Source organism: Paenibacillus sp. ICGEB2008, assembly GCF_000307675.1.
GTDB classification, from domain to species: Bacteria; Bacillota; Bacilli; order Paenibacillales; family Paenibacillaceae; genus Paenibacillus; species Paenibacillus polymyxa.
Genome location: NZ_AMQU01000002.1, coordinates 83,580 through 102,974 on the forward strand (window position 1 = coordinate 83,580; position 19,395 = coordinate 102,974).

Consider the following 19,395-nt stretch of genomic DNA (forward strand, 5'->3'; position numbering starts at 1 on the left):
TTAAATTACAGCCTACTTCAGATGCCCCGAACATAGCGTTTGGGGCATTTGTTTTTATCTGTTCACAAGACCGTTTTTGAACTGATTACATCTTATCGCTTTATAAATCATGAAGAAAGAGGGATGTTTATGTACAATTCACGGAAAAAGCCAATGGATGAAATTCCTGAGGAAATTACAACTGTTTGGAATTGCGCCAGTGATACATGCAACGGCTGGATGCGGGATAACTTCGCTTTTTCTGTCGAGCCGACATGCCCCATTTGCGGTTCTGCCATGGTGAAGGGCGAGAAAAAGCTGGCTGTTTTAAACAATACGAGCTTTAATCATACCAAACAATCCTAAGCGGATACATGTTTGTAGTAAAAGATGCCCCATAGCCGTAACGGCGCTGAGGCGTCTTTTTTGTTTTTCTGAGAACAGGCTTTCAATTAGGGTGTATAGAGGATGGGGATAGTATGCTCAGTAAGGTGGAATTAAATTCAGGTAGTGCCTCATAAAATACACCGTGACCACTTCGTTCGAAAGGAATAAGCCTGGAGCCGGCAATTCCTTTTTGAGTTTGGAGCGCTAGAGGGAAAGGGCAGACCCGATCCAGCTTGCCGTGTAGAATCCACGTAGGCACGTGTATACATGGCAAATCGGGCCGTAAATCAGAGTCACGCAGTGAATACAAAGTACAAGCCATGCTATGAACCGAAGCCGCAAAGCCCTGATCACGTAACCAGTCACGTAAACTCTGGCTGACGGGTTTGGCGAACAACATTTCGCCAAATGATGTTACCAGTTGCGGACGATCTGTATAGGCTTGTGTGATGAGTTTATCTACCTCTGCGACAGGAGTGCCGTAAGGAAAGTCGCTGGTTGGGGTAAACCGAGGCGTGGCAGCTCCGATCAAAATTAGCTGATCAACACCCCATCCCCTATGTCTGCTCATGTAGCGCGTGACAATTGCTCCCCCCATAGAAAAACCGATCAGCCGTATATGGCTTAATTGGAGGGCCTGTATAACAGCCAGGAGATCGTCTGCCAGTCGATCATAATTGTAGCCATGCCATGGTCGATCAGACTTCCCGAACCCCCTAAGATCAACTTGAATACAGCGGTATCCGTAAGCAGGCAACTGGGCAACCTGGTATTCGTACATTCGATGGTCCAGCGGCCAGCCGTGCACCATCAAAACAGGGATGCCTTCTCCTATATCTTCTACATACAGCTTAACGCCACGTTCCACTTCAATATAATATCCCATGATGCTCCCCCCTTTAAAAATCACGAAATTTCGTTCTCTCTCACATATATGTAGTCAGGGCTTAGCTCATTCGGAAAAGGGGTGAGATCGCCGCTATACAAGTATAGAATTAGTAAAATATGTATGTCATCCTGCATGGGGATAGGATATACTTATGGAATGAAACAGCATTGGGAGAGTGGAACAATGACACCATCAAAAACATTAAAATGGATTACGGGCGGATTGGAGCTATTTTTTGCTATTCCTGTTTTGGGCGGGCTGCTCGTCATAAATTCTGCGTATACTGTATTGTTCTTTATGTTGATTTTCCACATTGTTACGTTGGTACTATCGGTGACTAATAAAGAGACTTATTATGGATCTATTTTAGGGATTGTGACCTCGGTTGTTGGGTGGATTCCATTTGTAGGCTGGTTAATGCACCTGCTCTCAGGCATATTTTTGATGATTACCGCAGCCCAACAGCCGCGAGACCATTATCGTAATCGCAATCCCTACGATGATTATCGCTACTAGGGCCAATATCGCCTCGAAATGATGAAAGATCCTGTGGAACAGGATCTTTTTTAGTTATGGAATCTTCCCATGATTATGGTGTTGTAGTATTGACCATCTGAGAGAATCTTGTCGTTTTTTAATAACCCTTCGATTTCAAATCCATGCTTTTTATAAAGTTCAATGGCTTTATTATTGGTTTCTAGAACTTGTAGGCTCATTTTCTGGATGCCGTTAGAGTCTGCCCAGGAAATAGACTCTTTCAAAAGATTCGTCCCGATTCCATACCCCCAGAAATCCTTTAGTACACACACACCAAATTCAACTTTATGAGCGAATCGATGCAGAACATGACCTTCACATCTTGAAAATCCAACGACTTTATCATGAACGACCGCAACTAAAAATAGATTTTTGGCGTGCTCTGTATCGGCTTTAATAAGCTGTTCAAAACCGGATGTACTTATGAATGCTTCTCCCTTTTCTCTGTCTAAATTTTCAGTCTCTCCATCCATCCGTAAGCGGATTTCAGACAAATTCATCGCATCTTGAATCATAGCCGATCTAATGATATAGCTTACTCCTTGTGCATGAAATTCCTGTTTATTTATTTTCATTACATACTCCTTTTGCTGAATCAGGATAAAAAATGTGATCTCTGGCTTAAGTTAGTTTACCACATATTGTATGAAGTGCATGAAAAATAAGCCTGTCCTCTTCTGTTGTATCGTAGCAGAGGGCAGGCTTATTCATTCTCGATCCGTACAGGGAGGCCGGATGGAGATTTATTATTGTGGAGTGGCTGTGTCAGATTAACAAATCGTTCTTATGAATGTGACTTATCGAGCTACAGCTTTTGGAAAACAGAAGCTGTAGCTATTTTTGCTTATCAGAGGCTTTAGCTGCATTTGGCTTAGCAGGAGCCTTAGCCGCATCTGTTTTAGCTGGAGCTTTACCTGCTTCTCCTTTAGCCCCGTCTACTGGTGGCTTAGAGGGCTTAACGCCATTCACCATATCGGTAATCATTTGCTTCAGATTGGAAACACGCTGATTATATTCGCTTGCGGTAATCTTGCCATTTTGTTTTTCCGTAGCGAGTTTTGACTTCATATCCGAAACCATCACATCAATTACGGAGTTTACGCTCACGCCTTGTGCTTTGGCGATCGTAGCAAGGGATTTACCAGCCTTCAACTGTGTATCCAACTGACTGGAGGACAATTTCAATAGTTTCAGGAGAGCCTTGTTCTCAGCATAGTTTCCTCCTGCGATTTGTGGACCGTTAGCATCGCCAGGGTTTCCCTTAGGTGCCTGTGCTTTGCTTGCAGTAGGAGCCTTCTCAGGTGTAGTTGAAGCAGCATGGGCTGCGCCTGTGGAGTACAGCGCTCCGCCTCCTAAAAATGCTAACGCCATCGTTCCGGCCAAAATTGCTTTCTTGGTGCTTTTCATCTTCATTTTCCACCTTTCGTTTATGGTTTATTTGGTACGTGATACATCATAAGGGATTAACTTGAATGCTATCTGAGCGCAAGCTGAGCATTTACTGAATGGAATTTGCAAGGCAGGACTAGCATTTTAACGAATTGCTATTGTATTACGTGTATTAAGTGATATAATACACTACAGGCACGATAGATACAGCCGAATTAGGGGGAAACACCCATGGAAGAACAACGGGTTGGCTCGTTCCGATTTTTAATAGACTTTAGCCAGCCATTATATGAACAAATATTAAATCAAGTACGAAGCTCCATTGCTAAAGGAGAGATTGAAATGGGAAGCAAAATGCCATCTGTGCGTGATCTGGCGCAGGAATTGCGTATGAATCCGAATACCGTGATGCGGGCGTATCAGGAGCTGGAACGGGACGGATTGACTGAGAAGCGACGCGGTCTGGGTACGTATGTAACTTCGTCCAGTGAGCGGATTGCCAGCTTTCGGGAACAATTGGCTATGTCGTATATAGATCAGTTTCTCGGACAGATGAGCAGCCTGGGATTATCCTGGGAAGATGTACAGCAATATATAAGAAGCCGACAGGACGGAGATCACAAGGAAGAAGGCGAAAAGGCATGACGGAGTCTGTGGTAACCGCAAAGCAACTGATGAAGCAATATGGAAATAAAAAAGCATTGGACCAACTGGATGTCGTCATTCCAGCAGGACGTATTGTAGGTGTGCTTGGGCCCAATGGCTGCGGGAAGTCCAGCCTCTTTCGAGCCATCACGGGGTTAATTCAGCCGGACGGGGGCGAGCTTCAGGTGCTGGGCCAACAGCCTGGCTGGGAAACCAACCGGAATATATCCTATCTTCCTGACCGGGCACGCTGGTATCCCAATCATACAGTTCAGCAGACGCTGGAATGGGGGAAGTCCTTTTTGCCTGGCTTCAATATAGAGGATGCCTATAAACTTGCTGACCATATGGATGTAGAATTGGAGCTAAAGATGGCCGGGTTGAGTCGCGGACAGGAGGCGCGTGTGCTGCTGATTCTGTGCCTGGCACGAGAAGTACCGCTTATGATCCTGGATGAACCTTTTGTAGGTATTGATGTTCTCTCTAGAGAAGCGATCGTAGCTGGGATTATTGATTATTTGGAGGATCGGCAACAATCTATACTCATTAGCACACATGATATTCAGGAAGTGGAAGGCTTGTTTGATTACACGGTCATGATGGACCGCGGGCGAGTGATATGGTCTGGTGAATCGGATGATCTGCGTGCAGAGCATGGCTCGCTGAACCAGGTGTTCCGCAATTTGTACAAAAGGGAGTGGAAGGCGTGAATTCATCCGGGCTGTTCAAAGATTTAATACGCCATGAATTTCGAAATAAAGGAAGCTGGAGAAAGCAAAGCCGCAATCGACTGCCCAGATCGTGGAGACTTGTATATTTCTCACTATTTCTAATTGCGGCGTTCGCGATCTCCTTGTACTTCGCTCTTCACAACCAACTCGAATTGACAAGGCTGTGGTATGTCACCCTGGGCTTGCCGTACATGATTGTTTTCATGGGTGTGGGAATGCTGAGAAGAGAATGGGAAAATGACACCTACGGATGGTGGCTGACCCTTCCCTATCCGCGTATGTGGCTAATTAGCGCCAAATGGATTGCTGCTATTTTACAAACCATTGTCGTGATATTGCTCTTGTTTGTAGTAGGTTCTCTATACGCGCTATTTATCTCATCGACCATACAGGCTTATACGTTTGCGGATGCAGCGTCTTTTATGATAGCCGGCTTAAACTGGTTTGTAATGATTATCGCCTTTACGCCGTTGGTTATTGCGCTGGGTCTGCTGACGGCCAGTACCAAATACAGCACCTTGCGGCCGCTTAGCCCAATCCTGTGGATTCTTTTGATGGGTGGAGGAAGCGTCTTTTATTGGTCAGGCGATCAGCGGATTTATGAGCAGTTTCATCATGTTCACAACGGACAGTGGTTTCCTTTTACCTGGCATTTTCCGGTTGCGGTGTTGATTAGTTGGGTTGCTGCATATGCATTGATCCGCTTGAACGCTTATTTGCTGGAGAAAAAACTGTCGATTTAACTTAGGATAAATGACTCTATATTAGAAAGGAATTTCACCATGGCGACAATCTTTATCTATGCATTGATGGCTGTTCTGGTGGGTCTGATGATTTGGTTGAGAACCAAAAGACGAAGGGGCCCGGTAAAGGGAAAAGGATTTCGGATTTTGCTCCCTATGTTTATCGCTTTCCCAGCTATGATGATATCGGTATATCAATTGATGCATATTCCTGGTCAAACGTACGCGCCTCCCGCCTTTTGGGAACTGCTGGTTGCTGGGTTATTAGGGGCTCTGTTTGGCTACGTTATTTTGCTGCATACGGCGTATGAAAGACGAGATGACGGTCTCATCTATCCCAAGCCGAACCAATATTTTAAGTATATTATTATCGCTATTATTTTGATTCGGGTTGTTCTGACTCAATACCTCAGTAGTTTGGGTACGACCGAAATTAGCATGCTGGCCATTACGATGGCGCTGGTATATATCTCAATCTGGCGAATTGGGAGCTTTATCAAGTTTCGGAGGACGTTATCTGTATAACAATATGAATGAGGTAACAGCGGCTTTCTATTCAAAAAGCGTCCATTCGCTTGGTGATAGGAGCCGCTTTTTTTGAGCTAACTTCATTAGTACATGTTATTTATAATAAAATAATGAGGATGATCATACATTGTTATTGCTTTCCATATCCTTTATTCGAAGGTTTGTGACTTGCATGACAACGGTCATAAGTATAAAAATTCAAAGGAGGGTTAATAAGGTTTCAAAAGATTTAAATGGGGTTTAAAGTTAGATAGGTGGGGAAGAGTTCATACCTTCGTAGTTAACTGCAACCACATTAGTTACATAAAGAGAAATTGCATTCCATACTCTATTTTACAGGTTGAGAGGGGCTTACATTCATGAAAAAACATACGGTTACTGCTGCACTTGCTGGCTTGCTCGTTCTGTCTTCTGCTGTACCGGCTTTAGCAGCCGACGTGAAACCTGCTACGGGTATCCAGGTTTGGGTAGATGGCAAGAAGGAGGCTTACAAAATTGCGCCTATCGTGAGAAATAAGCAGGTGTTGATCCCCCTGAGACAATTGGCTACTAGTTTAGGAATTCCGCTGGACGCCAAGCATATTACATTCAATACGGCGCGTCAAAGTACGACGATTCGTTATGATCAAGCGACGGTTGTACTGGTATCAGGCAGTCCGGAAGCGCAAATCAACGGGATTAAGGTACCACTGTCCACCTCGACCATTTTGACCAAGCAAGGGGTAACCTATGTACCAGTTGATGTCGTCAAAGAAGCGTGGGGCAAGCAAGTGATTTGGGACCCGGCCAGCCAGACCTTGCAAATCGGGGTGAGTAATAAGGATAAGGTTGTAGAGATTCTGAAGAGCTTTGAAACGGGCGATACGAAAGCAGCTGAGGCTTGGATCAGCAAAGATCAGTACATTCAGCATAATCCGAGCTTTGCTAGCGGGAGAGATGCCTTTTTGCAAGGGATTAGCCAATCCAAGGGAGCCAATGTGCTGGTTGAAGTCCAGCGGGTTATTCAGGATGGCAATGATGTAGCAGTACATTATAAAAAGTCTATTGCAGGGAAAACGAGCATTGCTTTTGATATTTTCCGCTTCGATAGCAATGGTAAAATTGTTGAGCATTGGGATAACATGCAGGACTCGGCTCCAACCAATCCAAGTGGACATACCATGATTGACGGAACAACACAAGTCACGGATCTCAACCAAACCGAGACAAACAAGACGCTGATCCGCAAGTTTGTAGATGATGTGCTGGTTGGCAAAAATCGTGCAGCATTGGAAAGCTATTATAATGGGGATCAGTACATTCAGCATAATCCTCTTTTTGGTGACGGTGTATCCAGTCTGAAGCAAGCATTATCCGCTACGGGTCAAGGAGCTTCTATTGGATATGATCAGGTGCATATGGTTCTTGGAGAAGGCAACTTCGTGCTGGTTGTAAGTGAACTGAAATCTCCTAAGGGAATCTCAGCCGCTGTCTATGATCTGTTCCGTGTGGAGAACGGCAAAATAGCCGAGCATTGGGATGTAGTTCAGGAGATTCCAGCTAAAACAGAGTGGAAAAATACGAACGGTAAATTTTAAAGAATACGCTCTCGTCGTGTGATCTGATTGGCACTGTCCAGACCGTCAGGTTCCTGTTAAAATGGGGCAAACATATCAGGGGGTTGGACGGTGGAAGACTTGAAGCAACGTGTGGGTTGCCTGCATGCGCATCATTCGAACATTGCCTATGTGGAACGAGCTTTTGCTTCTTATGAGGTGGAGCTGGTACATTTTGTGGAACCGGGACTTATGCGCCGGGTATCGTCGGATCCGCATTTTTCTTCAGATGATGCCAGTCGCAAGGTAGAAGAGCAGCTGAGCTGGATGTCTCAAAGCGATCTAGACGTTATTTTGATAACGTGTACGAATTATATTGCTTTGGCGGAGAAGGCTCAAGGGTCAATGCCTACGCCAATTGTCGCACTGGATGAGCCTCTATTTCATGAGATGTGTGATGATTTGCTGCCACGAACCTTGGTATTCACGAATCCGGCTACCGTAGAGGGCACGATGAAGCGTCTTTATCATACGGCCAATCTATTAGGCAAGCCGGACCTCTCTTCTTTAATAGAGGTCAAGGTGGTGGAGGGCGCTTTTGAACTGATTATGCAGGGACGTAAAGATGAGTATGAGGAATTGCTGGTTCGTTCATTGCATGAATTGAGGAAGGCTGATCCCAGCAGAGGGCTGGCTGTAGCACAGTTATCGATGGTTGATGCTGCGTTGCAGGTGGAGCTGGAGACAGGGCGGACGATTGCCAATCCCTTACGGTCGTTGGCGAATTTACTTGAGGTTTTGTTAGGTTAAATAAGTATAGCTAAAAGAACTTCCTACCCATTTTGGGACAGTGGAAGTTCTTTTTTTTGGAAGTGGGTAGGTGGGGGCACTTCTGTACGATTCATTAGTGCTCCTGCTGGTCTTGGGTGATGAGCGCCGCGCCTGCCGATTCTCTTTGGACAAGCGTAACGTACAACCGTTCATGCTCCACGTCTTCCCCGGCAATGATTTTGAGAACCTGTTCAGCGGCTACAGCGCCCCATTTGCGCTTGGAGTAGTCTATCGTTGTCAGCCGGGGCTGAATATATTGCGCCAGCTCGATGTTATCAAAGCCGACGATATGAACATCCTTGCCAATGGTAAGCTCTGACTGAGCCATTCGATTGTAAAAGCCTACGGCCATTTCATCATTGAGACAAAATACAGCTACAGGTTCCGAATCCGGGCGAGCCTGCTGCTGTAAAATGATCTCAGCCGCCTGCTCACCGCCCGATTTCTCGAAATTGCCGTCAATTTCAATCATCTCGGCGACACCGCTACGCTCAATGGTCTGCTTGACCGCCTGCATCCGCTGCCAGGAATCATAAGAACCTTCTGGTCCGGTCACAACATATAGCTTGCGGTGTCCCAATTCCAATAGATGCTCTATGGCGAGCGCGGCACCTGCTTTGTTATCCAGCAGCACCTGGTTGATGTTAGGATGATTCAGTTCGCGGTCCAATACGACAATTTTATGTCCGCGCTCGGCGTAGTTCAGCAGCTCCTGACTATCAAACGTCTGATCCAGTACGATGGCACCGTCAATCATGCGTTCTGGCAGCATTCGATGTGATTGCTTGCCGCTGCAGACAATGAGGTCATAGCCCTTGCGGTTCAAAATTTTCTTGATGCCGTACAGCAAATCTCCATAAACGTCTCCGCGAAAATCAGTCAGGAATACGCCAATAATTTTGGTCTGCCTTTTCTTGAGATTCCGTGCGGCGGCATTGGGCACATAGTTAAGCTCTTTGGCAATGGCCAAAATACGTGCGCAAGTCTCTTCTGTTACCTTATCGCTACCGTTCAAAGCATATGAAACGGTAGATATGGAAACGCCCGCCTGTTTGGCGATATCTTTAATGCTGACCACAACGTCACCTCCTTGTGTTCGTCTTATATGTGCTATTGTATATGGATTATTAACCACATATCTATTCAAAATGTCGTAGTTCTACATGCAAGCAGCAAAGGGCGATCCCGCAAGATCGCCATTCCTTTGTTGCCTATACCTGATTTTGCTTATGCATCATTCGATTTATAAAATAATCTCCAGACGGTGTACACCATCATGTTCTGCTAACGCCTGCTCGAAAGTCTCACGTTTGATGCGCAAGGCACCGGAACGATAGCGATTATCATCGGCTGGCTCACTTTCCAGAGGGGCACCGTTCAATACTGCACGGCCTTGCTCACCGCTCGTATGCTCTTGCAGCATGCGGTAGACGAAGGTGATTGGCTTTCCTGCAAAGGAAAATTTAAATTCCAATCCGTTGAGATCGTCCGGCAGCACAGGGTCCAGGATCAGGTCCTCGCCTGACTGACGAATACCAAGGACATTCGATATGAGCTGATTCATGTAGATTCCCGGACCGCTGGAATAGATTCTCCAGCCACCCTTGACGGGTACGGCTCCTTCCCGCAGTTCACCAAACCGTTCCTGTGCTTCATAGCGGGTGTTAAATTTACCGTCCGAGCTGCTGAAATACGCGTTGCTTTGGCGCCATTCGGCATTCGGTACGGTTGCACGGATGCCGACCGGATTGATGAGCTTCAGGCTGTGCCAAGCGTCATCCTTGCGTCCTAACTTGGCCATGGCTTCCACAAAGCGGATATGAGCGTGCACATATTGCAGCCCCACCTCACGTCCAAAGTTGGCCGCTTGCTCTGCGCGCTTGAAGTGCGAACTCACACCGCCATCATATTGAGCAGGGCGGTTCATCAGACGCACACCATCCGGGCAGAGGAACTGCTCGCGGATGAGCTGCTCATGAGCCAATGCTTGCTCAGGCGTGAGCAACTGGCTGATCATGCTGCGTGTCATCGGCAGCAAACGGTAGTGGATTCCCGTCTCGGTGTCGGACGGATGGAGCATGAGCTTGGGTTGACCAGGCTCTTCCATATATACAAAGCCTGGAATAATTCCGCTCTCCAGCATGTAGCGATTGAAGTCTTTACGGATGCCGTTCGCCATCTGATGTAAATCTTGTGCAATCTTATCCGCTTCGCTTACTACGTTTGCTGGAGCTTGCTCCAACGCAGCAGCAAAGTTACGAATCACTTGGTAGGTGAGTGCAACCGTCCAACTGCTCGCCATGTATTGCTTCAGCTGCGCATTGGCTGGCTGGAGGGTGTCATCCCAATCGCCATCGCCATAAGCCGATAAGTACGTATCATGCAGGAAATTCTCTCGAATATATTCGATTTCCTTCAGGGCATGTTCCATAAGGGTCGCAGTCTGCTTGGTATAATCGAAAGTATGCCGATGGGTGTAAGGCACATTTTCTCCCAGAATACTGTAATCACGGGTAGCGGTCAAATAATCGCCCAGTACCTTGAGCGGCCAAACGATAATATCCCCATGGCTTTCTTCTTGCTGCACGTGAGTATAGTTGTCAAACATAAACCATTGCGGCCAGTTTCCGCTGTCTTCATACTGATGGCTGAATACAGTTAGCAAAATAGAACGAACCTCGTCAAACTTCTGCACAGCCGAGAAGTATTCTACAGGCCCCTGACATACATCGCGTGTCCCCCAGGCCGCACCGCCATATTGCTCCAGACCGTGAGGCACAGAGTAGTGGACGAGCATGTTGTGGGTGTACCACCAGGCCACTGCGTTCACACGGAATAGCTCGCTGGTTTCCTGTTGGCCAAGCGTCAGATGGAAGCCATTCATAAGCTCGGCAAAATACTCCCGGTAGCGCTCGCGCTCATCTTCAAAGGAGGCGTGTAGCTCCTTGTGTGCTCGGTCCTTCCCGGTCGAGCGGCCATGCAGCCAGCCCTGTACAATGCAGGTCCATTCGCTGCTGTCGCCCAGTTCCAAAACGACCAGGGATGCATCAGGAGAGGCTCCACCCTGTAGCAGTGCTTGAGCGTCGCTCACATGCTGTAATGGAGCGCCCTCTACGTGCATTCGGTAAAGCAGGTCGGGATAGGCCTCGGCGCTCAGGGAAGCGGAATCAGCTCTAAAGAGCAGGTCATCACCTTCGCGTTCCATATGAAACGGAAGCTCATATTCGTTCACATGCATACACATTTGCTGAGTGATCAGGAATGGATAGGCTTTACCACTTGCCGAGCGCATGTGAAGCCGCACTTCTGGGCTATCAGCATTCGTATGGTTTGTAATAATGAATGTATCGTCAGCCGTTTTGTAATACCAGCGCACATAATTAAAGCCAATCTCAAACAGGGAAGGCATGGTGAGCAGGCGATATTTTCCTTGAATTCCGACGTAGATACGTTGACCGGATGTCTTAGGAATGTTGAGCGCATTACGCACGTTGGTGATCATTTTGTTGAAATTCGTATTGCCGATCACGAGCTGGGAATTGAATACCCCGTACATATAGGAAGTGGTTGTAATGGTTTCTTCCTTACCTCCAGAGTAATGCCCACCCATTAAAATGTGTCCGTGAGGACGCTCTACACGAAGCTCTTTGGATTTGAGTACGACATGCTCATAGCTATCCGTGAAAAAGGAAAGTAGTGTATCGCCATCCCGTTCTTCTTCCTGGCGTTTCGGGAAAAGCTGATTCACTTCGGCATCGGTCAAGTCCAGTGTGCGCAGCGGTTCACCGATGGTTTGAGCTGGGGCCACACGCCCTGCCTGAAGATCACTTGCCGCGTGTGCTGGTATGCTGGTCTCAGAAGCGTCCGCTAGAACGGCAGCTACTTCATCGCGTGCTTTGGTTACCAGGTCCTGATACTCCAGCTTCGTCACTGCAGCCGGATGGCTCGGCTGGAACAGACCGTAAAACGTAAAGCGAGCTTCCCCAGCGAGTTTTACCCGCTCAGATTGCAGCGCTGTATAAGCGAATTCGTATTGATACACTTCATTGGCGAGCGTGTCGCGGCGCAGTGCTTCCGGCTCATTCGTTTCCTTGTAAGAAAGTCCAAAGAACTGAAATCCGTCTGTCGAGTAACCAACAGTGCGGGTTAACGAGCCTTGTTGAATGTATGGGAATGCCTGACTTTGAGGCTGGTTTTGACGTGAGCAAACGGTATAGCCTCTTTGTTCATCATGATAGACAGTATGGTCAATATATTGAGACAAATATGCTTCATTACTGCGCACAGCAGCGGTATCGGCAATGCCGATATCCTGACCGTACACAATATCTGCTTCAACATCATCGCCCTGTAGGGTTACATCCCAGAACCATACTCCCAGGCGGCTGAGTGTGAAGGTCACCTGATAGCCTACACCGGCAGTGAACCCTTCCCATATAATCTGCTGATCCGTTTGTCGGATTACGCCGGGCGAACGAACTCCCAGCAGAGGAGTGATGCTTACGCCGGAAGGACGATACAGTCTCAAGTACAGATTGTTCAGGGAACCATCGACTGAATTGGTCAACAGTTGGTTGATCATCGTTGAGCCGTGAGCGATCTTGTACACATCACCGCTGCTTAAGAAGGTAAAAGACAGGTCTCCGGCCCGCAGCAAAATATTTTGGTCTAGACTTGTATTCATCAAAGGGAACGCCTCACTTTCCTGTTTCTTTTACTAACCGAAAACGGCCTTCAGTAGTATCTCGGCTGTTAGGTCCTGTAAAGACGGCGAATTCACCGCTGTCACTGTCAAAGCTCAAATCTGCATGATGATACCGCAGCTGAGGCTCGGTCACTGTAAACTCCACTTCCCGGTTTTCGCCTGGGGCAAGCAGGATTTTGCAGAAATCTTTCAGTTCCTTCATGGGGCGAACCGTATCACCGCTGATATCACGGACATAGAACTGAACGGTCTCCTCGACTGGACGTGTTCCTGTGTTCGTTACCTGCACTCTAACGGTCAGTTCTTGACCGGGAATAAGAGTATCGCCTGAAAGTTGTAAGCTGTCATAGGCTACATCGGTGTAGCTCAGGCCATAGCCGAACGGGAATAAAGGTTCGTTCGGTACGTCTAGATATTGAGACACGTAGCGTTCTGTTGTGTTCGGATCTAACTGCGGACGTCCAGTATTAAAATGATTGTAATACACTGGCACCTGTCCGACCGATTGCGGGAAGGACATCGTCAGACGACCCGTAGGTTCAGCATCACCGTATAACAAATCGGCAATTGCCGCGCCGCCTTCGCCACCAGGGAACCAGGCTTCCAGTACAGCGTCTGCTTCTTCAATGACGCCGTGCAGATCCAATGGACGACCATTAAACAGTACGGCTACCATGGGCTTGTTCAGTGTCTTCAGGCGTTTCACCAATTCCAATTGAGCCTGCGGCAGGCGAATATTTGAACGGCTGCCTGCTTCACCACTCATATCTGAGCGCTCGCCAAGCGCTAGTACGATGATCTCTGCTTGACTGGCAGCATGCAGAGCTTCTGCATATTGCTCCTCTGTTATGTTGTCTACAGAGCATCCTGCCGCTACCGTGAGCAGCGAGGAGGATATTTTCGATTGGAATCCATCAACAACACGAATGGCTTCCTCTTGTGAACCGCTCCATGACCAAGAGCCCAGAATATCGCCGCTCTCTGCAAAAGGTCCGATCAATGCAATATGTTGATTGCGATTCAATGGAAGCACAGAATCATTTTTGAGCAGCACGCATGATTTAATGGCTAGTTCTTTAGCAACCGCACGGTGGGCTTCACAGAATACCACTTCACGTTCACGCTCAGGGTCTGCGCCGCGTAGCGGATTCTCGAACAAGCCCAGCTTTTGTTTGAGCTTCAATATACGCATCACTGCTTCATCAACGAGCGCTTCATCCAGCTGTCCGCTGCGAATCAGCTCAGGCAGGTACCCATTGTAGCAGGAGGTCATCATTTCAATATCTACGCCTGCCAGCAATGCTTTTTTTGCTGCCTCCCGTTCATCCTCGGCGATGCCGTGAGGAATAAGCTCTTTGATCGCGGCCCAATCCGAAATGAGTACACCGTCAAAACCCCATTCATCACGAAGCAGATCACGCATCAGGCGCTTGTTGCCCGTTGCCGCTACGCCTTCTACGGTATTGAAGGACGTCATCACCATTTCGCAGCCTTCATCTAAAGCAGCTTTGTAGGAAGGGAGATAATACTCTCGCAGCTGCCATGCAGATACATCTACGGTATTGTAATCACGTCCGCCTTCACCGGCTCCATAAGCAGCAAAGTGCTTCACGCATGCGGCTACCCGCTCGGTATCATTCGTCAGATCATTACCCTGAAATCCGCGCACAAACGCACGGGCAAATTGACTGTTGAGATAAGGGTCTTCCCCAGTAGATTCCATTACACGACCCCAGCGTGGGTCACGTACCAGATCGACCATAGGAGCGAATGTGACGTGAACACCGGATACGGCTGCTTCCCGAGCAGCGATAGTAGCGCTCTCTTCTGCAAGTTCCATATCCCATGAGCAACCCATAGCCAGTGGTATAGGGAAAATCGTTTTGAAGCCGTGTACAATATCTGCCATAATTAAAAGCGGGATACCCAGACGGTTTTTACTCAAATGAGCCTGCTGAACACGAATTGCTTCCTGGGCTCCTGCAAGGCCGAGCACGGAACCAACGTTGTGAACCGTTTGCTCTGTGATGCCGAGAGAAGCCATAGGCCCAGTAATTTGGCCCTCTGTACCCGCTTCTTCAAAAAAGCCACCCACAAGCTGAAGCAGTTGGTCAACTTTTTCTTCAAGAGTCATGTTTTGTAAATAGGAATTCAGGTGTTGTTCCATCATAATCCTCCGTAAGCTGTATGGTTGGTAAAACAGCTCTCTTTTTCAGATTCATGAGATTTTTTGGATAAAGTTGATTCAAAAAAGTGCTGAACAGGCTAATAGCTAGTATAGAAGCATAATCTTCTGTTGTATTATTAATCGAAACGTTTCTATTGTTGGACTCAGTTGGATTATATACGCTTCCAAATAGAGAGTCAAATGCAAAACGGGGGTTTTTTATAGGACAAATAGCGTAATAAAGATTGAAATAAATGAAAAAGAGGTGCGATTCCAAGTAAATAAAAAATAATATCCCTATTGAATACGGTTTCAATTTGTTCTATAATGACTATCGAAACGTTTCTATTGATGAGTATGGTCCTTAGGCTTTAAACATAATTGTTATAACGGTATGCTTTAACTGCTATGTATTTGCATGTATCAGGATTTTGCAAAATTCGATTTCAGTCGCTCCAAATTGCAATATTTGGACATTGGAAGTCGCTTATTGAATTTTTGCAAAATTCATGTGCTTGAATCCGTTATCATATTGCATGATCGGTAAACTGATCATCTCGGGAGGAATTCGTATGATGAAAAGAACATTGGGGATCATTTTGGCAAGCACCTTATTACTGGGGGGTGCGTTGGTAGGCTGTTCATCCAACGATGATTCGTCGGGCAAAGATGCAAATGGCAAGACGACCATCACCATGTGGGGAATGGGAGCGGAAGGGAAGTTGCTGCCTGAAATTGTAAAAGATTTTGAAAAAGAAAATCCAGATATTCACGTTGATGTACAGGCGTTGCCTTGGGATAACGCTCACGACAAATTGCTCACGGCGGTTGCCTCAAAATCAGGTCCAGATGTTGTCCAGCTCGGTACATCATGGGTGCCGGAATTAGCATCTGCGGGTGCACTAACAGACATCACGCCTTACATCAGCAAATACCCTGAGCTTGAAGCGAAAAATTTCTTCAAGGGCGCTGTGAGTACGGCTCAATTTGAAGCTAAACCGGTCGCCGTACCTTGGTACACTGAAACGCGAGTTTTATTCTATCGTTCGGACCTACTGAAACAGGTTGGATACAATGAAGCACCTAAAACGTGGGAGGAACTGTCCGATGCTGCTCAAAAACTAGCGGCTCGGGGTAAAGGCAAATATGGTATCTCCTTTAGTGCAAAGGAGCAGTCCATGGGCTTTATGTTTGCTCTCCAGAACGGTTCCAAGCTGGTTGACGAGCAGGGCAATCCGCTATTCAACCAAGCACCGTTTGTAGATGCTGTGAAGTATGTAAATACCTTTTTCCAAAATGGCTCTAACGCAGTGGATATTGGAATTGATTCCGTTCAAGGTTTGCAAGGCGAGGGGATCGTTCCAATGTTTATCAGCGGTCCTTTCATGATTAAAGAAATCAAGAGCAAGGCACCAGAACTGGAAGGCAAGTGGAATATTGCGGAGCTTCCTGGCAAAGTAAACAACCTATCCGTTTTGGGTGGAGCTAACCTTTCAATTATGAAATTCAGCAAGCACCCAGAGGAGTCGGCCAAATTCCTGGCTTACATGAGCAAACCAGAAACACAACTGAAATGGATGGAGCTGTCCAGTAACTTGCCTGCGACTACTAAATCGTGGGAAGATGCCAAACTGAAGAGTGATCCGATGCTTCTGACGATTCGCAAACAGCTGGATCATTCCGCAGCATTGCCGCAACTGGCTGCATGGGAAGAGGTTTCTCAACAATTCATCAAGAGCTTTGAGCGTATTTACCGCGGTCATGCCGATGTACAGAAGGAAATGGATGACTTTAATCAGCAGGCTGCAAGTATAATGAAAAAATAATGATCCATATCCGTCATTGTCAAAGGGAGTGAAGGCATGAAAGGAAGCTCGCAGAAGCTTGCGCCATACTTGTTTATCGGTCCCTCCATCATCCTGTTAACGCTGTTTTCGTTATTGCCGATACTACTGGCGCTCGTGATCAGCTTCACGGATATGGATCTGTCCGGACTCGTTAATTATGAAAGTATTCGCTTTATAGGATTGGAAAATTACACGAACGTGCTTTTGGACCCTTCCTTTTTGAAGTCCATTGGGAATACGTTGTTCTTTGTTATCATTGGCGTTCCGCTGGTGCTGATATTTTCACTCAGCATCGCGATTCTGATTAACATGGGTAAATCACGTGCTTTCAAAGTATTCCGCGTCGTGTTCTATCTGCCGTCCGTAACGAATGTGGTTGCGGTCGCAGTGGTTTGGAGCTATCTGTATAATCCGACGCTTGGGTTATTCAACTACGTACTTGGTCTGGTGAATTTAGGTCCCGTCCCATGGCTGACCGATCCAACAGTAGCGAAAATTTCGCTGATTGTGTTAGCGGTTTGGCGGGGCATCGGTTTAAACATGATTATTTTTATTGCGGCTATTAAAGGCATTCCAGGCTCTTATTATGAAGCGGCCCAGCTTGACGGGGCCAATACATGGCAGCAAATTCGTTATATTACGCTGCCGCAGCTTCGTTACGCTATTTTCTTCGTGTCCATCACGACGATGATCGGCTGGCTGCAATTTTTCGAGGAACCTTTTGTCATGACCAAAGGGAAACCGCTGGACGGTACGCTGACGGCATCCTTGTTCATTTACAATAACGGCTTCCAATTTAGTAAATTCGGGTATGCCGCGGCGGGATCGTTCATTCTGTTCTTCGCGATCATCGCGGTAACGCTGATTCAGTTCCGTTTGCAAAATAAAGCGGAGTCCTGATAGAGAGAGGTGATGAGCGTGAAAACAGCTGTTCAGCAAGCCCGCGCCAATACGCGCAGTGGTGAAAAAACATTTCAATGGTTCGTGGCGATTCTCCTGACTGTGGGAGGTCTGTTGATGGTGCTGCCTTTTGCGTGGATGATTTTATCCTCCTTTAAGACAGAGGGCGAGGTAACCAAAATTCCTCCAACCATCTGGCCGGAGCATTTTACACTGGATAATTTTAAAATCCTATTCGATAGCATGGCGTTTGGAACCTACCTGACGAATACGCTGATCATTGTCCTAGCTTCCTTCTTCGGATTATTCCTTAACGCTATGGCGGGTTATGGTTTTGCCAAATTTCAGTTTAAGGGCAAAGGTTTCCTGTTCTATCTGGTGCTGGCAACCATGATGATTCCAGGTCAAGTGACGATGATTCCCGTCTATTTGATTCTAAACCAGATGGGGTTGACCAATTCCATGCTGGGGATTGTGCTTCCTGGATTGGTGGGCGCGTTCGCGATCTTCCTCTTCCGGCAGTTCATGTCCGATATCCCGGAAGAACTGCTGGAGGCGACACGACTTGATGGAGCAGGGGAGTTCCGCACTTTTTTACAAATCGTGCTGCCCATTTCGACGCCGATTATTGCGGTACAGGCGATCCTGACCTTCATCGGTGGATGGAACAGCTTCTTATGGCCGCTCATTATTGCGAACGATGAGAAGCTGTACACCTTGTCCGTAGGTTTATCACTGCTCAAGGGACAGAACGAAAGTCAATTTGCCCTGCAAATGGCGGGTTCGACCTTTATGGTCGTTCCGATTATGATTATCTTCATTATTTTCCAAAAGTATATTATCGAGAATTATACAATTTCGGGAATTAAGTAGGGGTATAATAGGTATGTAAAATGATAAAAACACAAAAACGGAGGACTTCTTAGAAAAAGAAGCCCTCCGTTTTTTGTGATCTTGTTTTATAGAAAAATTAGAAAACCTGGCTAGTCACATTCATTTCTAAGAGGCTGCATCAGGTTTTGTTTATATATGAAAACGGGAGAACGAAGATTTAGAATTCAAAGATTGCGTGTTACGAAGGTGAATAAAAGTTCCGACCTCTAGAATCTTTAAGACATGCATTACATAAACAACGAATAGTTTTTTTGGCAAAGAAAATTATACTTTTATTATATTTAATTGAATATATTTCAAAAATAATATGTTAACAAATTTTATATAATTATTTTAAAAAAAAGTATTGAAGTGCAATAGGAAAATGATTATCTTGGAAATGAAATAAAAAAATACAAAAAAATGGGGTGATTCAAATTGTTCGATCCTATTAACCAAGCAGCTGAAGGAAGTGTTTCCCCTATGACGTGTGTTCTTTGTGATACACGTGATCGTTGTGTAGGTTGTGATGCTACCGATTGGTTTTGTAGCAAAGAAAGTGGTCATTGGTGTACTAATAATGATAGCGATTAATTGAAGTAAAGCTCGCAACGATAGGACTTTCAAACACAGGTAGTCAATTAGGAGGTCTGGGAACTAATCTTCTTGGACTTCCCCCTATTTTGTAACTTTGAGAGGATGATCAATA

General features: G+C 46.4%; 17 protein-coding genes. 11 read left to right on the forward strand and 6 right to left on the reverse strand.

Translation table 11 applies throughout. From position 1 onward, the window contains the following. Positions 1 to 129 precede the first annotated feature (129 nt). Positions 130 to 345, forward strand: coding sequence for a cold-shock protein (locus tag C400_RS0100955; protein ID WP_013308357.1), 216 nt, complete (start codon positions 130 to 132; stop codon positions 343 to 345). Positions 346 to 427: 82 nt separating this feature from the next. On the opposite strand, the gene C400_RS0100960 is transcribed toward C400_RS0100955, so the two are convergent. After that, the gene (locus C400_RS0100960; protein ID WP_017425678.1) at positions 428 to 1,252 is read right to left on the reverse strand and encodes an alpha/beta fold hydrolase; all 825 of its coding nucleotides are present in this window, start codon (positions 1,250 to 1,252) and stop codon (positions 428 to 430) included. A gap of 186 nt (positions 1,253 to 1,438) precedes the next feature. Here C400_RS0100960 and C400_RS0100965 point away from each other — a divergent pair, with 186 nt between their 5' ends. Next, positions 1,439 to 1,771 carry a hypothetical protein gene (locus tag C400_RS0100965; RefSeq protein ID WP_016820215.1) on the forward strand — a complete coding sequence of 111 codons (333 nt, stop codon included), beginning with the start codon at positions 1,439 to 1,441 and terminating at the stop codon, positions 1,769 to 1,771. Positions 1,772 to 1,821: 50 nt separating this feature from the next. On the opposite strand, the gene C400_RS0100970 is transcribed toward C400_RS0100965, so the two are convergent. After that, complete coding sequence (locus tag C400_RS0100970) at positions 1,822 to 2,367, reverse strand: GNAT family N-acetyltransferase (protein WP_017425679.1); 546 nt, start codon at positions 2,365 to 2,367, stop codon at positions 1,822 to 1,824. Between the two features lie 259 nt (positions 2,368 to 2,626). Next, a complete protein-coding gene (locus C400_RS0100975; protein ID WP_017425680.1) occupies positions 2,627 to 3,199 on the reverse strand; it encodes a hypothetical protein in 573 nt (190 codons plus the stop codon). 213 nt (positions 3,200 to 3,412) lie between these two features. Here C400_RS0100975 and C400_RS0100980 point away from each other — a divergent pair, with 213 nt between their 5' ends. The 6 genes from C400_RS0100980 (at position 3,413) to C400_RS0101005 (ending at position 8,173) form a co-directional block, all read left to right on the forward strand. Beyond that, positions 3,413 to 3,826, forward strand: coding sequence for a GntR family transcriptional regulator (locus C400_RS0100980; protein WP_017425681.1), 414 nt, complete (start codon positions 3,413 to 3,415; stop codon positions 3,824 to 3,826). Continuing rightward, positions 3,823 to 4,536 carry an ABC transporter ATP-binding protein gene (locus C400_RS0100985; protein ID WP_016820219.1) on the forward strand — a complete coding sequence of 238 codons (714 nt, stop codon included), beginning with the start codon at positions 3,823 to 3,825 and terminating at the stop codon, positions 4,534 to 4,536. Before C400_RS0100980 ends, C400_RS0100985 begins: the two co-directional genes overlap by 4 nt. Then, complete coding sequence (locus C400_RS0100990; protein ID WP_017425682.1) at positions 4,533 to 5,300, forward strand: ABC-2 transporter permease; 768 nt, start codon at positions 4,533 to 4,535, stop codon at positions 5,298 to 5,300. The genes C400_RS0100985 and C400_RS0100990 overlap by 4 nt, the downstream gene beginning before the upstream one ends. A 39-nt stretch (positions 5,301 to 5,339) precedes the next feature. Next, positions 5,340 to 5,825, forward strand: a complete 486-nt coding sequence (locus C400_RS0100995) for a cytochrome c biogenesis protein CcdC (protein ID WP_017425683.1) — start codon at positions 5,340 to 5,342, stop codon at positions 5,823 to 5,825. A 362-nt stretch (positions 5,826 to 6,187) separates the two neighbouring features. Next, positions 6,188 to 7,405 (forward strand): stalk domain-containing protein, encoded by a 1,218-nt coding sequence (locus tag C400_RS0101000; RefSeq protein WP_017425684.1) that lies wholly within the window; start codon positions 6,188 to 6,190, stop codon positions 7,403 to 7,405. A 90-nt stretch (positions 7,406 to 7,495) separates the two neighbouring features. Continuing rightward, entirely contained in the window at positions 7,496 to 8,173 is a 678-nt protein-coding gene (locus tag C400_RS0101005) for a hypothetical protein (protein ID WP_017425685.1), read from the forward strand. Between the two features lie 94 nt (positions 8,174 to 8,267). On the opposite strand, the gene C400_RS0101010 is transcribed toward C400_RS0101005, so the two are convergent. The 3 genes from C400_RS0101010 to bglX form a co-directional block, all read right to left on the reverse strand. Then, positions 8,268 to 9,272, reverse strand: coding sequence for a LacI family DNA-binding transcriptional regulator (locus C400_RS0101010; protein WP_017425686.1), 1,005 nt, complete (start codon positions 9,270 to 9,272; stop codon positions 8,268 to 8,270). 165 nt (positions 9,273 to 9,437) lie between these two features. Next, entirely contained in the window at positions 9,438 to 12,878 is a 3,441-nt protein-coding gene (locus C400_RS0101015; RefSeq protein WP_017425687.1) for a GH36-type glycosyl hydrolase domain-containing protein, read from the reverse strand. A 13-nt stretch (positions 12,879 to 12,891) separates the two neighbouring features. Next, positions 12,892 to 15,066 carry a beta-glucosidase BglX gene (gene bglX / locus C400_RS0101020; protein WP_017425688.1) on the reverse strand — a complete coding sequence of 725 codons (2,175 nt, stop codon included), beginning with the start codon at positions 15,064 to 15,066 and terminating at the stop codon, positions 12,892 to 12,894. A gap of 572 nt (positions 15,067 to 15,638) precedes the next feature. Between bglX and C400_RS0101025 the strand changes: the two genes are divergently transcribed. Genes C400_RS0101025 through C400_RS0101035 form a run of 3 tightly spaced genes read left to right on the forward strand, consistent with a single transcriptional unit; the run spans position 15,639 to position 18,686 of the window. Beyond that, a complete protein-coding gene (locus C400_RS0101025) occupies positions 15,639 to 16,892 on the forward strand; it encodes an extracellular solute-binding protein (protein WP_017425689.1) in 1,254 nt (417 codons plus the stop codon). 36 nt (positions 16,893 to 16,928) lie between these two features. Next, positions 16,929 to 17,813 carry a carbohydrate ABC transporter permease gene (locus C400_RS0101030; protein ID WP_016820227.1) on the forward strand — a complete coding sequence of 295 codons (885 nt, stop codon included), beginning with the start codon at positions 16,929 to 16,931 and terminating at the stop codon, positions 17,811 to 17,813. Positions 17,814 to 17,831: 18 nt separating this feature from the next. Further along, positions 17,832 to 18,686 (forward strand): carbohydrate ABC transporter permease, encoded by an 855-nt coding sequence (locus tag C400_RS0101035; RefSeq protein ID WP_013368987.1) that lies wholly within the window; start codon positions 17,832 to 17,834, stop codon positions 18,684 to 18,686. The last annotated feature ends 709 nt before the right edge of the window (positions 18,687 to 19,395 follow it).

Bases quoted from the DNA above. Each gene is read 5' to 3' on its own strand.
- C400_RS0100975 (WP_017425680.1), bottom strand. From the start codon at position 3,199: ATGAAAAGCACCAAGAAAGCAATTTTGGCCGGAACGATGGCGTTAGCA.
- C400_RS0101015 (WP_017425687.1), bottom strand. From the start codon at position 12,878: ATGAATACAAGTCTAGACCAAAATATTTTGCTGCGGGCCGGAGACCTG.
- C400_RS0100985 (WP_016820219.1), top strand. From the start codon at position 3,823: ATGACGGAGTCTGTGGTAACCGCAAAGCAACTGATGAAGCAATATGGA.
- C400_RS0100965 (WP_016820215.1), top strand. From the start codon at position 1,439: ATGACACCATCAAAAACATTAAAATGGATTACGGGCGGATTGGAGCTA.
- C400_RS0100970 (WP_017425679.1), bottom strand. From the start codon at position 2,367: ATGAAAATAAATAAACAGGAATTTCATGCACAAGGAGTAAGCTATATC.
- C400_RS0101030 (WP_016820227.1), top strand. From the start codon at position 16,929: ATGAAAGGAAGCTCGCAGAAGCTTGCGCCATACTTGTTTATCGGTCCC.
- C400_RS0100980 (WP_017425681.1), top strand. From the start codon at position 3,413: ATGGAAGAACAACGGGTTGGCTCGTTCCGATTTTTAATAGACTTTAGC.
- C400_RS0100960 (WP_017425678.1), bottom strand. From the start codon at position 1,252: ATGGGATATTATATTGAAGTGGAACGTGGCGTTAAGCTGTATGTAGAA.
- C400_RS0100995 (WP_017425683.1), top strand. From the start codon at position 5,340: ATGGCGACAATCTTTATCTATGCATTGATGGCTGTTCTGGTGGGTCTG.
- bglX (WP_017425688.1), bottom strand. From the start codon at position 15,066: ATGGAACAACACCTGAATTCCTATTTACAAAACATGACTCTTGAAGAA.
- C400_RS0101025 (WP_017425689.1), top strand. From the start codon at position 15,639: ATGATGAAAAGAACATTGGGGATCATTTTGGCAAGCACCTTATTACTG.
- C400_RS0100955 (WP_013308357.1), top strand. From the start codon at position 130: ATGTACAATTCACGGAAAAAGCCAATGGATGAAATTCCTGAGGAAATT.
- C400_RS0101000 (WP_017425684.1), top strand. From the start codon at position 6,188: ATGAAAAAACATACGGTTACTGCTGCACTTGCTGGCTTGCTCGTTCTG.